Source organism: Arcobacter sp. L, assembly GCF_000284235.1.
In the GTDB taxonomy this organism is placed as follows: domain Bacteria; phylum Campylobacterota; class Campylobacteria; order Campylobacterales; family Arcobacteraceae; genus Aliarcobacter; species Aliarcobacter defluvii.
In genome coordinates, this window is the sequence record NC_017192.1 from 2840155 (window position 1) to 2855867 (window position 15713).

A 15713-nucleotide genomic window follows, 5' to 3' on the forward strand; every position below is an offset into this window, starting at 1 on the left:
TATTATGTCACAAATACCTCAATTTACCCATCTACATTTACATACAGAATTTTCATTACTTGATGGTGCAAATAAGATTAAACCACTAGCTAAAAAAGTTAAAAAAATGGGAATGACAAGTGTTGCCATGACAGACCATGGAAACATGTTTGGAGCCATTGCTTTTTATAATGCTATGAGAGATGAAGGAATAAAACCAATTATTGGAATGGAAGCATACATTCATAATAGTGATGATATTGGTGATAAAACTAATAGACAAAGATATCACTTATGCTTATATGCAAAAAATGATATTGGATATAAAAATCTTATGTTTTTGAGCTCTCAAGCTTATATGCATGGGTTTTACTATTATCCAAGAATTAATAAAAAACTTTTAAGAGAAAACTCTGAAGGTTTAGTTTGTAGTGCAGCTTGTTTACAAGGTGAAGTAAACTGGCATCTAAACACACAAAACGAAAGAAATGTAAAAAACGGTGCAAAAGGTTATGAAGAAGCAAAAAAAATTGCACTTGAATACAAAGAGATTTTTGGTGATGACTTTTATTTAGAAATCATGCGTCATGGAATTTCTGACCAACACTTTGTTGATGACCAGATTTTAAGAATTTCACAAGAAACTGGAATAAAAGTTGTTGCTACAAATGATACACACTATTTAGAACAAAAAGATGCCGATGCACATGAAGCATTTATGTGTATTGCAATGAATAAACTTTATGATGACCCAAATAGATTAAGACATAGTGTTCATGAGTTTTATCTAAAATCGCCAGAACAAATAGCAAAACTTTATGCTGATATTCCTGAAGCTATTGAAGCTACACAAGAAATAGCAGATAAGTGTAATCTAACTATAAAATTAGGAAATCCTACTCCTCCAAATTTCAAATTTACAAGACAAAAATCAGCGGAAGCTGGTTTAACACTACCTGAACCTGAACTTGAATATTCTCTTGAAAATGACAAAATTTTATTTATGCATGAATGTCGAATGGGATTAGAAGATAGATTAAAAATAGTTCCCGAGGAGCATCATCAAGAGTACAGAGATAGACTTGAAGTTGAAATAGAAATTATCAATAATATGAAATTCCCAGGATATATGCTTATCGTTTGGGATTTCGTTATTGTTGCAAAAAGAATGGGTATTCCAGTTGGTCCGGGAAGGGGTTCAGCAGCAGGAAGTTTAGTTGCCTTTTCTTTAAAAATCACAGATATTGACCCTATTCCTTATGGTTTACTTTTTGAGAGATTCCTAAATCCAGAAAGGGTATCCATGCCCGATATTGATATGGATTTCTGTCAAAGTAGAAGAGGAGAGATTATAGATTATGTTGTTCAACAATACGGTCGAGCTAACGTTGCTCAAATTATCACTTTTGGTAAGCTTTTAGCAAAAGGAGTTATTAGAGACGTTGCAAGAGTACTTGATATGCCTTATGCAAAAGCAGATGCCATGGCAAAACTAATTCCAGATGAATTAGGAATAGATTTAAAGAACTCTTGGGAAAAAGAACCAAAGATAAAAGAACTTTGTGAAGCAGACCCACAAGCAGCAAGGGTTTGGGAATATGCTTTAGCACTTGAAGGACTAAATAGAAATGCAGGAACTCACGCAGCTGGAGTTGTTATTTCAAATGAACCTTTATGGAAAAAAACTCCACTTTTTAAACCTAGTGGTTTGGATACTTTAGCAACTCAATATAATGGAAAATATGTAGAAGACGTTGACTTAATTAAATTCGACTTTTTAGGTTTAAAAACTCTAACTGTTATTGAAGAAGCAAATAAACTAATCGAACAACGTCACGGAAAACGTGTAAATTTCATCACAACAGATGTAAATGACAAAGGTGTTTATGACCTAATTCAAACAGGAAATACAATTGGACTATTCCAAATAGAGTCTGATGGTATGCAAGATTTATGTAAAAGATTAAAACCATCAAATTTTGAAGATGTTATCGCCGTTCTTGCACTTTATAGACCAGGACCTATGGAATCAGGAATGCTTGATGACTTTATTGATAGAAAACATGGACGTGCAGAAATTAATTACTTCTATGATGAGTTTGATGGTCCATTAAGACCCATACTTGAAACGACTTATGGAGTTATTGTTTACCAAGAGCAAGTTATGCAAATCGTGCAATCTATTGGAGGTTTTTCACTTGGAGGAGCCGATTTAGTTAGACGGGCTATGGGTAAAAAAATCAAAGAAGAGATGGATAGACTAAAAGGTGAGTTTGCAGATGGTGGAGTTAAAAAAGGATTTGTAAAAGAGCATTGTGAAGAACTATTTGACCTGATTGTAAAATTTGCTGGATATGGATTTAATAAATCTCACTCAGCAGCTTACGCTCTTGTAACTTTTTATACTTCTTATTTAAAATGCTACTATCCAGCTGAATTTATGGCAGCACTTTTAACACTTGAAAAAGATAATACTGATAAAGTTGTAAAATATGTCGATGAAGTAAAAAGATTAGGACTTGATTTATTTCCACCTGATATCAATAAATCAGATTTAGTTTTCTCAGCAAAACAAATTGATGGAAAAGAAGTTGTTATGTTTGGAATGGGAGCAATTAAAGGGGCAGGAGATGTAGCTATAAAATCTATATTAAATGCAAGAAATGATGGTCCATTTACTGATTTAGCAGATTTTATTTCTAGAATTGATGGAAGTAAAGTAAATAAAAGAGTTATTGAGTCTCTTACAAAAGCAGGAGCTTTTGATAGTTTTGGATACTCAAGACGTGCACTTCTTGATCAAATTGAGAAAATTGTTGAAACAGTAGGGAAAGCTGCAACTGCAAAAAAAATGGCAACAGGTTCACTTTTTGGAGATAGTGATGAATTAACAAAAATTGATATAGAACTTGAACATATTCCTGAATTTGACCCAAAAGATATTTTAGAACTTGAAAAAGCATCTTTAGGTTTTTATGTTTCAGGACATCCACTTGACGAATATAGAGAACAAATTGATAAAATTAATTATACGCTATCATCTCAAATTGATGAACTTGATGATGGTAGTCAGGCTTTATTTGTGGGGAAAATTGAAAATATAACTGAAAAAATATCTAAAAAAGGCAATAAGTTTGGAATTGCAACAATTATGGATTTCCATGGAACAATCGAACTTATGCTTTTTGAAGATAGATTAAAAGAGTTAAAAGAATCATATAACCTTGAAGAACCTATTGCTTTTAAAGTAAGAATTTCAAAAGATGAAAATTTTACAAGAATGAATATCTTAAAAATTGAAACTATTTTAGATGCACAAAAAGAAAAAGTAAAAACAAAACAAAAAGAGATTCAAGAACCACCATTGACAATAGCATTACCTTTTTCAAATGATGAAAATACAATATACAAACTACTAGAAATTGTAGTTGAAAATCAAGGGAAAAGAGAATTAAAACTTCTAATAAAATCAAAATTAGCAGACCTAGAACTTGAAACAGGTTTCAAAGTAACATCAAATATAGAAAATTTAATATACAAAATAGAAGGAGCTTATATAGTAGATGAAACAGATACTACTAACAAATGATGACGGATTTGATGCAGTTGGATTAAAAGCTTTAATTGAAGCTTTAAGTTCTATTGCAAAAATTATAGTTGTAGCTCCGGCAAAAAATAAATCAGCATGTGGGCACTCTTTAACTTTAGATAAACCACTTAGAATGGATTGTTTAAAAGATGATTTTTACAAAATTGATGATGGAAGTCCAACTGATTGTGTATTTATTTCAATTAGTAATCTATTTAAAGAAGGTTATAAACCTGATTTAGTAATAAGTGGAATAAACATAGGTGCAAATATGGGTGAAGATATAACTTACAGTGGAACTGCAGCTGGAGCAATGGAAGCAGTTATTCATGGAGTTCCAGCAATTGCAATTTCTCAAGTTTGCCGTGATAGATGTCAAGATATACAAAATAATTGGGATTTTGAATTAGCTAAAAAAACTATTATAGAACTTGTTACAAATATTTTTAGCAACAATTTTCCATTAGATGAAAGAAAGTTTTTAAATGTTAATATTCCACCAATCAAAGCTGATGAATGTAATGGAATAAAAGTTACTAAAGCTGGATATAGAGAATATGGTAATGATACACATAGACATCTTAATCCAAGAGGAGAAGAGTTTTATTGGATTGGTTTGCATCCACTAATTTGGAGAGAATCACAAAATAAAGATTGTGACTTTGAAGCAATAAAAGCTAATTATGTATCAATTACACCTGTTATGCTTGATATGACTTCTTATAATGATATAAAATCAATGGAAAATTGGTTAACTAAATAAAAGGGAATTTTATGAATTTTACAGAATCTTTATTAAAACATATTGATAAACTTGTTGGAACATTAAGACCAGAGGATGAATTACAAGAAGTTCTAAAAAGAAAATTTACTAAAAAAGAGTACAAAGTTTTTGTAGCTTTTGAAGAAGGAAAATCACTTGATGAAATAAAAACTTTAATAAAAGATGATGATGACAAGATTAACGAACATTATAAAGTTGCAAAAAAGAAATTAAATCAAGAAAAAATCAAAAAAGAGTTAGTATCTTTTGAATAAAAGATACTAATTTATATCATAAAACCATTTTAATATTAGAATGGTCACCTAACATTTTATAAATCTCTTTTCTATCATCTTCATTGTGTACTAACATTTCTAAAGTATAACTTTTATATTTTCCCTTACTACTAACTTTCGATTCATTTACTTTATGTTCTCTATCTAAAATAACATCTTTTACAGTAGATTTTATATTTATATGTTCTAAAACAATAAGTTTATATTCCCAATTACATGGGTAATTTAATTCCAATTTTTCTTTACTTAAATCAATCATATTTGCTCTCTTTTAAAATTTCCACTTTTTCCACCTGATTTACTTTCTAACTGAATGTTAGAAATAATCATTGATTTATCAATTGCTTTTACCATATCATAAATAGTTAATAAACCAATAGAAACGCCTGTTAATGCTTCCATTTCAACACCAGTTTGTCCATTTAATTTTGCTGTAACAATTAACTTAAATCCTTGTTTACTTGGTTGTTCTTCAATATCACAATTAATACCACTTAATAATAAAGGATGACACATAGGAATTAAATCTGATGTTTTTTTCACACCCATTATAGCAGCTATTACAGCTGTTTGTAAAACTGGACCTTTTTTTGTATTATTTGAAATTATTGCATCATAAGCTTCTTTAGACATTTTTATTTCACCAGAAGCAATTGCTACTCTTTTTGTTTCATTTTTATCTGAAACATCAACCATTTTTGGTCTATTATTATTATCTAAATGAGTTAATTCCAAGATTTTCCTTTATTCTAAAAGTTTATTCTATTCAAAAATAAGTTAAATAAGAATTAAGTAAACTTTAAATATAATCAACACCTAAATTTAAAAAGAAAGAGGGTGATTTTAGTGCCAGGCATTAAAGTTAAAGATAGCGAATCTTTTGACGAAGCTTATAGAAGGTTTAAGAAACAATGTGATAGAAATCTTATTGTTACTGAAACTAGAGCTAGAAGATATTTTGAGCCAATGACAGAGATCAGAAAAAAACAAAAAATATCTGCTAGAAAGAAAATGTTAAAAAGATTATACATGCTAAGAAGATACGAATCAAGATTATAATATTTTGATTTGTAAAGAAGAAGGGGGAGGAATGAATAATTTCTTCCCTTTTTTTATGTAAAAATATAAAAAAAATAAAAGACCTCTAAATAATAAATAAATCGCTAAAAAGTATAAAAAGTAATAATTCAATAATAAGTACTCCAAAAAGAAGAAATGCCCTTCTAAGCTAAATATAGTTCATCTAAAACTAAATAAAATAAAATCTAAAAAATAATGCATTGTAAAATAAATAAAATAGAAATAAGTGATGTGTAATACAAAGTGAATAAACAAGAGGAAATAAACAAACCAAATAAAAGGATAAAAAGCAACAAAGGGGTGGAAGGATAGAGGGGTAAAAAAAAAGCTTCTACTAAGAGGAACTGTAAAGAAGTTCAAATTAGTAAAAGCTTGGTAAATAAAAAACTCAAGAGCTGGCAGCGGCCTACGTTTCCACCAGGGGACCCGGCAGTATTATCGGCGATGAAGTGCTTGACTTCCAGGTTCGGAATGGGACTGGGTATTTCCACTTCTCTATAGCCACCAGCAAAGTTGAGTGAAAAAAGTAAGAAGAAACATAAAGAAAGATTCAATATGTAAATACTCTTTACACTCAACTCGTTTAGGAGTTAAGAAAAATAATGTTAAAGTCTTTTCACAATATATATTAAATATAAGAAATATATTTAATAAGATAGTAAACCAAAGAATTGTTTAAAATAAGCCAAACGTTCTATTAGTACTGGTCAGCTAAACGCCTTACAACGCTTACACATCCAGCCTATCAACCAGCTAGTCTTGCTGGGAACTTCAGGGAAAGTTAATCTTAGAGTTGGCTTCGAGCTTAGATGCTTTCAGCTCTTATCACATCCGTACGTAGCTACCCAACGATGCTCTTGGCAGAACAATTGGTACACCAGTGGTACGTTCATCCCGGTCCTCTCGTACTAGGGACAAATCTCTTCAACTTTCCTACGCCCACGGAAGATAGGGACCGAACTGTCTCACGACGTTCTGAACCCAGCTCGCGTACCGCTTTAAATGGCGAACAGCCATACCCTTGGGACCTACTTCAGCCCCAGGATGCGATGAGCCGACATCGAGGTGCCAAACCTCCCCGTCGATGTGAGCTCTTGGGGGAGATCAGCCTGTTATCCCCGGCGTACCTTTTATCCTTTGAGCGATGGCCCTTCCACACAGAACCACCGGATCACTATGACCGACTTTCGTCTCTGTTCGACTTGTATGTCTCACAGTCAAGCTAGTTTATGCCATTATACTCAACTGGCGATTTCCATCCGCCATGAACTAACCTTTGTAAGCCTCCGTTACTTTTTAGGAGGCGACCGCCCCAGTCAAACTACCCACCAGACATTGTCCTGATACAAGATAATTGTACGCAGTTAGTAACTCAAATATTCAAGGGTGGTATCTCAAGGATGGCTCCATATGTACTTGCGTCCATATATCATAGCCTCCCACCTATCCTGCACATGAATATCCAAGCTACAGTGTCAAGCTGTAGTAAAGGTGCACGGGGTCTTTCCGTCTTTCCGCGGGTAGGAGGAATTTTCACCTCCACTACAATTTCACTGGATCCCTGGTTGAGACAGCTCCCATCTCGTTACGCCATTCATGCAGGTCGGTATTTAACCGACAAGGAATTTCGCTACCTTAGGACCGTTATAGTTACGGCCGCCGTTTACTCGGGCTTCAATCAAATGCTTCGCTTGCGCTGACATCATCAGTTAACCTTCGAGCACCGGGCAGGCGTCACACCTTATACATCCACTTACGTGTTAGCAAAGTGCTGTGTTTTTGGTAAACAGTCGGGAGGGACTCTTTGTTGCAACCTCTATCGCTTTTTGGAGCAAGTCCATATACAATAGTAGGCACACCTTATACCGAAGATACGGTGCTAGTTTGCAGAGTTCCTTAACCAGGGTTCTTCCACGCGCCTTAGAATACTCATCCCACCCACCTGTGTCGGTTTACGGTACGGGCAACATATAATATACTTAGTGGCTTTTCTTGGCACGACAGTATCATCGATTCTCCATCTCCTCCGAAGAGTGTCAAGAGCCTGTAAGATCTCGGCCTAACGTTACCCGGATTTGCCTAAGTAACAGCCTACGTCCTTCGAGCCACTATTCCATCAGTGACCTCGATTAACTCTATGCGTCCCCACATCGCGCTTATATGTTGGTATTGAAATATTAATCAATTTGCCATCGTCTACCCCTTTCGGACTCGACTTAGGTCCCGACTAACCCTACGATGACGAGCATCGCGTAGGAAACCTTGGGTTTTCGGCGTTGAGGATTCTCACCTCAATTATCGCTACTCATGCCTGCATGCTCACTTCTATCCGCTCCAACGCTCCTTACCGGTACATCTTCTACGCTGAATAGAACGCTCTCCTACCACTCAATTAAAATTGAATCTAAAGCTTCGGTGTACATCTTAGCCCCGTTATATTTTCCGCGCAGAATCACTAGACCAGTGAGCTGTTACGCTTTCTTTAAAGGATGGCTGCTTCTAAGCCAACCTCCTGGTTGTCACAGTAACTCCACATCGTTTTCCACTTAGATGTAACTTAGGGACCTTAGCTGTTAGTCTGGGTTGTTCCCCTCTCGACGATTGATTTTATCACCCACCGCCTGACTCCTGTGATTCCACATATGGTATTCATAGTTTGATAGGGTTTGGTACCGCGGTAAGCAGCCCTAGCCCATTCAGTGCTCTACCCCCATATGCTACAACACAAGGCTATACCTAAATATATTTCGGAGAGAACCAGCTATCACGAAGTTTGATTGGCCTTTCACCCCTATCCACAAGTCATCCGGAGACTTTTCAACGCCTATCGGTTCGGTCCTCCACTGGCTCTTACACCAGCTTCAACCTGCTCATGGATAGATCACTTCGTTTCGGGTCTGCAGCATCTGACTAATTCGCCCTATTAAGACTCGCTTTCGCTACGGCTTCGTACTTGACTTAACCTTGCCAGATACCACAACTCGCAGGCTCATTATGCAAAAGGCAGTCCATCACCCTGATAAATCATAGGGCTCTGAATGATTGTAAGCTAATGGTTTCAGGTTCTATTTCACTCTCCTCGCTGGAGTACTTTTCACCTTTCCCTCACGGTACTTGTTCACTATCGATCTGTAAGTAGTATTTAGGATTGGAGGGTGGTCCCCCCAGTTTCAGTCAAAATATCACGTGTTCCGACCTACTCAGGATACCATTAGAGCTATTGAGAATTTAAATTACAGGAGTTTCACCTTCTATGCTACACTTTTCCAAGTATTTCATCTATCCTCTTTAGTCTCACATTATGGTCCTACAACCCCCAATGCAAGCATTGGGTTTGTCCTAATCCGCTTTCGCTCGCCGCTACTGACGGAATCTCGTTTGATTTCTCTTCCTCTGGCTACTGAGATGTTTCACTTCACCAGGTTAGCTCCCCGTAGGGTAATATATATCTCTATATACTGGGTTGCCCCATTCAGAAATCCCCGGATCAAAGCTCTTTGGCAGCTCCCCGAGGCTTATCGCAGCCTAATACGTCTTTCATCGCCTCTTACAGTCTAGGCATCCACCATTAGCCCTTAATAGCTTATTAATAAATAGAGTTAAACTCTATCGCTTTTTGATAATATTCTTTGGCTACTATCTTATTAAACATATTATTTAAAATATATCCAATAAAATAATGTTGTGTTCTATCTAATTTCTTAGATATGAAATTTTTTTTGTTTTAAATTATTTAACATTTCTGTTATCTAATTCTTACGAAAAAATTAAAGACTTTAACATTATATTTTTAAATATCATTTTGATTCGAAAATCAAATATAAATTCAATATCCTTTGAACTTATATTTAACTTCTTTATCACTCTATAAATTAATTATTACGCATTTACTCTTAATAGGTGGTGGAGAATAGCGGGATCGAACCGCTGACCTCCTGCGTGCAAAGCAGGCGCTCTCCCAGCTGAGCTAATTCCCCAACCTAAATTAATCTTTCTAGATTATTTAATGGTGGGCCTATCAGGACTTGAACCTGAGACCTCACGATTATCAGTCGAGCGCTCTAGCCAGCTGAGCTATAGGCCCCTTTTACTACCTATTTAAATAATCTTTATAAACCGAATATAAAAACTCTTTCTTTTTAGTTTTAAGTTAAGAATCGAATCTTAACTTAATTCTCTGAAAGGAGGTGATCCAACCGCAGGTTCTCCTACGGTTACCTTGTTACGACTTCACCCCAGTCGCTGAATCCACTGTGGAAGGTAGCTACTTTAGCATCCCCGCTTCGAATGAGTTCAACTCCCATGGTGTGACGGGCGGTGAGTACAAGACCCGGGAACGTATTCACCGTAGCATAGCTGATCTACGATTACTAGCGATTCCAACTTCATGTAGTCGAGTTGCAGACTACAATCCGAACTGGGAGATATTTTTGAGATTTGCTCCACATCACTGTATTGCTGCTCTTTGTATACCCCATTGTAGCACGTGTGTAGCCCTGGACGTAAGGGCCATGATGACTTGACGTCGTCCTCACCTTCCTCCTACTTGCGTAGGCAGTCTCATTAGAGTTCTCAGCCGAACTGTTAGCAACTAATGACGAGGGTTGCGCTCGTTGCGGGACTTAACCCAACATCTCACGACACGAGCTGACGACAGCCGTGCAGCACCTGTATATAAGTTTCTGCAAGCAGACACCAATCTATCTCTAGAAAGTTCTTACTATGTCAAGTCCAGGTAAGGTTCTTCGTGTATCGTCGAATTAAACCACATGCTCCACCGCTTGTGCGGGTCCCCGTCTATTCCTTTGAGTTTTAATCTTGCGACCGTACTCCCCAGGCGGTACACTTAATGTGTTAACTGCATTACTGCAAGGTCGAGCCTCACAACAACTAGTGTACATCGTTTAGGGCGTGGACTACCAGGGTATCTAATCCTGTTTGCTCCCCACGCTTTCGCGTCTCAGCGTCAATAATGTTCCAGTAGATCGCCTTCGCAATCGGTATTCCTTCTGATCTCTACGGATTTTACCCCTACACCAGAAATTCCATCTACCTCTCCCACATTCTAGGTATACAGTTTCAAAAGCAGTTCAATAGTTAAGCTATTGGATTTCACTTCTGACTTATATACCCGCCTACACGCTCTTTACGCCCAGTGATTCCGAGTAACGCTTGCACCCTCCGTATTACCGCGGCTGCTGGCACGGAGTTAGCCGGTGCTTATTCATATAGTACCGTCATTATCTTCCTATATAAAAGGAGTTTACGCACCGAAATGTGTCATCCTCCACGCGGCGTTGCTGCATCAGACTTTCGTCCATTGTGCAATATTCCCCACTGCTGCCTCCCGTAGGAGTCTGGACCGTGTCTCAGTTCCAGTGTGACTGATCATCCTCTCAAACCAGTTAGGCGTCATTGCCTTGGTGAGCCATTACCTCACCAACAAGCTGATACCATACAGACCCATCCTCTAGCACTAAAGCGTTTCCCTTGCATACTTATGTATTAAAGGCATATAGGGCATTAGCAGACGTTTCCATCTGTTATTCCTTTCTAGAGGGCAGGTTATCTATACATTACTCACCCGTGCGCCACTTAGCTGACAATTATAGCAAGCTATAATCCGTTCTCGTTCGACTTGCATGTGTTAAGCACGCCGCCAGCGTTCACTCTGAGCCAGGATCAAACTCTCCATAAATTATAGAGCTTTTGAAACTGACAAATTTTATAACTCTTCAATTACAAAATTATCACTCAAATTTTATAGACAAGTATTTGTTTTACCAAATTCTCTTGTTTTTATATTTTTATTTAACATTTATTCTTATTTTTAATCTAAACAAACATAGATTTTTATAAGAGTCTCATATTCGGTTTATAAAGATTACTTTACAAACGTTTATAATTATTTTTAAAGATCATTCCCTCTCGATTGAAGCGTCTCTCTTCTCACTTTTCGTTTGAAGCGTTCCAGTCAAATTGGACGGGAATTATAATAGATTTTTATTAGCTTGTCAATACCTTAACGCTGAAATGTAGCTTAAATTTTTAAATTTATCCTCTTTTTATCACTTTTACTTCTTTTTACTATCTTTTTATCGCTTTTTCTTGGATTTTCATTATTTTATGTTATTTATTAATCATCTATTTACTTTTCTTGTTTAATATATATGCTTAAATATAACTATAATATTTCAAACTTATGTTATATTATTAGTAAATTATAAAAAAGGAAAGAAAAATGTATAATAGAGATTATCTATCAAATCAATCATCTCAATATGCACAAGAATCATCTCAAGTTCAATTAATGAGCTTTTTAAAAGCAACTTATCAATTATTTGCTGGTTCATTATTAGCTGCAACTGCTGGTGCATATATTGGATTAGGAATTGTTTCTATATTAATGGGACCAATGAAATGGGTTCTATTTGCAATTGAACTTGGATTAATATTTTTTGTTATTCCAAGAGTAAAACATACTCCAGGCGTTAATTTAGCTGTATTATTTGCATTTACATTTATTACAGGATTAACAATTGCTCCATTATTAGCTTCAATTTTTGCAATGCCTAGTGGTGCATCTATTGTTGGTCAAGCATTTTTAATGACTTCTGTTGCATTTGGTGGAATTTCAATGTTCGCAATGACAACTAAAAGAGATTTTTCTGCTATGGGGAAATTTTTATTTATTGCTTTAATCATTATGATTGTTGCTGGTATCTCAAATATCTTCATTCAATCTTCAATGATGCAATTAGCAATAGCTAGTGTGGGAGCATTATTATTCTCAGCATTCATATTATATGATACACAAAACATTATCAAAGGTAATTATGATTCACCTATTGAAGCAGCATTATCTTTATATTTAGATTTCTTTAATCTATTTATTTCATTATTACAAATTCTTGGAATTATGAATAGTGGAGACAGAGAGTAAGACTTTTTGTCTTACTCCATTTTTTATGACAAACGCTTTAAGACTTATTGATGCTAATTTAAATAGATTACGAGAAGGTATTCGAGTAGTTGAAGATATCTTTAGATATATGTACAATGATAAAGAAACTGCTTTAAAATTAAAATCTCTTAGACATTTAGCAAGATTAGATAACTATATAGAATTACTTGAAACAAGAGATGTAAAAAATGATGTTTTAAGAAGTTCAATAAAAAGTGAACAAAATCGAACTGATTTATATTCAATATTAATTGCAAATTTTAAAAGAGCTCAAGAAAGTGCTAGAGTTTTAGAAGAATTTACAAAATTAACTTCAATAAAAGATAGTGAAAATTTCAAATATATAAGATATGAACTTTATAATTTAGAAATTGTTTTAACAAAAATCACTTCAAATTCTAAATAATTATAAGGATACTCTTTATATAGTTTTTTTGAATCACTATAAGAAAGAGATTTCTCTCCACTTACACCTGATTTTTTTATATAATCAAATAAATCTTTTTTATTATCAAATTCTAATTTATATAATATAGTTTCAAATTCACAATTAAAAAATTTTGAAAAAGCATTTTTTATAGAATCTTCATCTAATATAGGTGATTTAGTATTTGTAATTTTCTGAATTGTTTTAAATGTATTTGATGTAAATAAAACTGCATTAATCTCTTTAGTTATAGATGAAAGCTGTTCTATTATTCTTGATAAATTATTTGACCATTGAAGAGCTGAAGATGACAACACAATATCATAACTGTCATTTTTAATTTCATTGATAAACTCATCAGTATCAAAATTTAGACATTTAACTTCTATATTATGTGCTTTTGGATGTAATTCACACATTGAAGATGAAGCATCAATTGCTTTATAAAATTCAACTTCCCATGAAATGTGATTAAAAACCTGACCTGAACCACAACCTAATTCTAAAATTCTTTTTGGTTGAAATTTTAATTCACGAACAAGAGACTTTGCAACAATTTGTTGAATGATATTATGATTTTTATACTCGTTTGCGTATTTTGAGAATTGATTTTTTACTGACAATTTTACTCTTTATAAAATGACTGAAATCATGTTTTAAAATTCATTTTAACTTAATTTTAATAAGTATTAGATAAAATGATTACCATTTTTTAAAAAGGAAATAGATAATGACATCTACACTTTTAATCGTTCAGTTTGTTTTAGCAATCTTATTAACTATAATCATTTTACTTCAAAAAAGCTCAAGCATTGGTCTTGGAGCATATAGTGGAAGTAATGATTCATTATTTGGTGCTAAAGGTCCAGCAAATTTCTTAACAAAAGCTACAATGGCTTTAGGATTAGTTTTTGTTATAAATACTGTTGCATTAGGATATTTATATAATCAACAAAGAAATCAAAGTGCTGTTGACACAATAAAAACTGATTCTTTAATCCCAACAACACCAACAACTCAAACTGATTCAGCTCCTGCTGCTCCAACAGCGACACCTGTTCCAACAGCTCCTGAAAATAAATAATTACAAAGAATAAAGAGATATGAAGTATTTCTTACTTCTTTGTTTATCTTATCTTTATTTAAATGCAAATGCTCATGTTTTTGTTTACCATCGATTTGGTGATTCAAAACATGAAAGTACAAATACTTCTTTACAAGAATTAAAAAAAGAGTTTGAATATTTCAAAACTAATAATTATAAAGTTGTAACTGTTTCAAAAATTGTTGAGAAACTAAAAAATAGAGAAAAAATACCAGATAATTGGATTGCATTTACAATTGATGATGCCTATAAAAGTTTTTATCAAAATGGTTTAGAATTATTTAAAAAATATAACTATCCATTTACTCTTTTTGTTTATGTTGAAGCAACTCAAAATAAATATCCTGATTTTATGACTTGGGATGAAATAAAAGAGGCTTCAAAATATGGAGAGATTGAACTTCACTCATATTCACATAAGCAACTTGTAAAATTAACTAATGAAGAAATTACTAAAGATACTAATTTAGCATTAGAAATATTTGAAAAGAATTTAGGATTTAAACCAAAAGCATACTCTTATCCTTATGGTGAATATGATGATAGAGTAAAAAATGAGATAAAAAATTTTGGTTTTGAATATATTATGAATCAAAAGAATGGTTCAGTAAATGAAAAAAGTGATTTATTCGATTTAAATAGAATAGCACTTGTTGGAAAAATAAATTTAGAAGAGAAGATAAAATATAAAACTCTTGAAGCAAACTGGATAGAACCTCAAGTTTATCCAAAAGATGGAATACTAAAACATGTAAAAGTTGAAGTAAATAAAGATATAAAAGATGCAAAATTGTTTATATCAACTTATGGATGGCAAGATATCAAAGTTAAAAATGGTATAATAGATATCAAATTAGATAAAAAACTAAATCTAAATAGAAATAGAATAGCTATAAGTACTGACTATTACACTATTTCAAATAAATTACTAATCAAATAAAGGAGAATAAATGTTAGAAGAAGTATATGCTCAAACTAAAGAACATATGGACAAAGCTATCGATGCATTAAAAAGAGATTACAAATCTTTAAGAACGGGAAAAGTTAGCACAAATATTTTAGATGGTATTAAAGTTGATTATTATGGAACACCTACTGATTTAAGTCAAGTTGGTTCTGTTTTAGCACCAGATGCTACAACTATTACTATTAGCCCATGGGAAAAAAATCTTTTAGGACCAATTGAAAAAGCTATTCAAACTGCAAATATTGGTGTTAATCCAAATAATGATGGTGTAATTATTAAACTATTTTTCCCACCAATGACTGTTGAACAAAGACAAGAAACAGCTAAACAAGCTAAAGGTATGACTGATCATGCAAAAGTTGCAATTAGAAATATCAGACAAAACTCTAATACAAAAATCAAAAATCTGTTAAAAGATAAAGCTATTACTGAAGATGAAAGTAAAAAAGCTCAAGACGAAATTCAAAAAATCACTGATTCTTATGTTTTAAAAGCTGATGATACATTCAAAGCTAAAGAAGCTGAAATTTTAAAAGTATAATT

12 protein-coding genes, 2 tRNA genes and 3 rRNA genes are annotated in these 15713 nt (G+C 33.6%); 9 read left to right on the forward strand and 8 right to left on the reverse strand.

From position 1 onward, the window contains the following. The first annotated feature begins 4 nt into the window (after window positions 1-4). Genes dnaE through ABLL_RS14045 form a run of 3 tightly spaced genes read left to right on the forward strand, consistent with a single transcriptional unit; the run spans window position 5 to window position 4606 of the window. Entirely contained in the window at window positions 5-3568 is a 3564-nt protein-coding gene (dnaE, locus tag ABLL_RS14035; RefSeq protein WP_014475448.1) for a DNA polymerase III subunit alpha, read from the forward strand. After that, window positions 3543-4331, forward strand: a complete 789-nt coding sequence (gene surE / locus ABLL_RS14040) for a 5'/3'-nucleotidase SurE (protein ID WP_014475449.1) — start codon at window positions 3543-3545, stop codon at window positions 4329-4331. Before dnaE ends, surE begins: the two co-directional genes overlap by 26 nt. An 11-nt stretch (window positions 4332-4342) precedes the next feature. Further along, a complete protein-coding gene (locus ABLL_RS14045; RefSeq protein WP_014475450.1) occupies window positions 4343-4606 on the forward strand; it encodes a hypothetical protein in 264 nt (87 codons plus the stop codon). A 16-nt stretch (window positions 4607-4622) separates the two neighbouring features. Here the strand turns inward: ABLL_RS14045 and ABLL_RS14050 are convergent, their stop codons facing one another. Both ABLL_RS14050 and moaC read right to left on the reverse strand, forming a co-directional pair. Next, window positions 4623-4886 (reverse strand): YbeD family protein, encoded by a 264-nt coding sequence (locus ABLL_RS14050; protein ID WP_014475451.1) that lies wholly within the window; start codon window positions 4884-4886, stop codon window positions 4623-4625. Next, entirely contained in the window at window positions 4883-5362 is a 480-nt protein-coding gene (moaC, locus tag ABLL_RS14055; RefSeq protein WP_014475452.1) for a cyclic pyranopterin monophosphate synthase MoaC, read from the reverse strand. The genes ABLL_RS14050 and moaC overlap by 4 nt, the downstream gene beginning before the upstream one ends. A 111-nt stretch (window positions 5363-5473) precedes the next feature. On the opposite strand from moaC, the gene rpsU reads away from it, so the two are divergent. After that, on the forward strand, window positions 5474-5686 hold the full coding sequence (rpsU, locus tag ABLL_RS14060) for a 30S ribosomal protein S21 (RefSeq protein ID WP_041655391.1): 213 nt from the start codon (window positions 5474-5476) through the stop codon (window positions 5684-5686). A 414-nt stretch (window positions 5687-6100) separates the two neighbouring features. On the opposite strand, the gene rrf is transcribed toward rpsU, so the two are convergent. From rrf to ABLL_RS14085, 5 genes are all read right to left on the reverse strand, one after another. Beyond that, a 5S ribosomal RNA gene (gene rrf / locus ABLL_RS14065) occupies window positions 6101-6216 on the reverse strand. A 167-nt stretch (window positions 6217-6383) separates the two neighbouring features. Further along, window positions 6384-9296 (reverse strand): 23S ribosomal RNA (locus ABLL_RS14070). 312 nt (window positions 9297-9608) lie between these two features. Then, window positions 9609-9684, reverse strand: a tRNA-Ala gene (locus ABLL_RS14075). A 30-nt stretch (window positions 9685-9714) separates the two neighbouring features. Further along, window positions 9715-9791, reverse strand: a tRNA-Ile gene (locus ABLL_RS14080). A gap of 96 nt (window positions 9792-9887) precedes the next feature. Then, window positions 9888-11405, reverse strand: a 16S ribosomal RNA gene (locus tag ABLL_RS14085). The 16S, 23S and 5S rRNA genes sit together here with 2 tRNA genes alongside, the layout of an rRNA operon. A 543-nt stretch (window positions 11406-11948) precedes the next feature. On the opposite strand from ABLL_RS14085, the gene ABLL_RS14090 reads away from it, so the two are divergent. After that, window positions 11949-12650, forward strand: a complete 702-nt coding sequence (locus tag ABLL_RS14090; protein WP_014475454.1) for a Bax inhibitor-1/YccA family protein — start codon at window positions 11949-11951, stop codon at window positions 12648-12650. Between the two features lie 25 nt (window positions 12651-12675). After that, window positions 12676-13077, forward strand: a complete 402-nt coding sequence (locus ABLL_RS14095; RefSeq protein WP_014475455.1) for a hypothetical protein — start codon at window positions 12676-12678, stop codon at window positions 13075-13077. Here ABLL_RS14095 and ABLL_RS14100 read toward each other — a convergent pair. After that, window positions 13029-13721, reverse strand: coding sequence for a methyltransferase (locus ABLL_RS14100; RefSeq protein ID WP_014475456.1), 693 nt, complete (start codon window positions 13719-13721; stop codon window positions 13029-13031). The genes ABLL_RS14095 and ABLL_RS14100 overlap by 49 nt on opposite strands. Window positions 13722-13828: 107 nt before the next feature. On the opposite strand from ABLL_RS14100, the gene secG reads away from it, so the two are divergent. From secG to frr, 3 genes are read left to right on the forward strand one after another with little or no spacing between them, the layout of a single operon-like run. Next, complete coding sequence (gene secG, locus ABLL_RS14105; RefSeq protein ID WP_014475457.1) at window positions 13829-14182, forward strand: preprotein translocase subunit SecG; 354 nt, start codon at window positions 13829-13831, stop codon at window positions 14180-14182. Between the two features lie 19 nt (window positions 14183-14201). Further along, entirely contained in the window at window positions 14202-15143 is a 942-nt protein-coding gene (locus ABLL_RS14110) for a polysaccharide deacetylase family protein (protein ID WP_014475458.1), read from the forward strand. Between the two features lie 10 nt (window positions 15144-15153). Further along, window positions 15154-15711, forward strand: a complete 558-nt coding sequence (gene frr, locus ABLL_RS14115) for a ribosome recycling factor (RefSeq protein ID WP_014475459.1) — start codon at window positions 15154-15156, stop codon at window positions 15709-15711. Window positions 15712-15713: the final 2 nt, after the last annotated feature.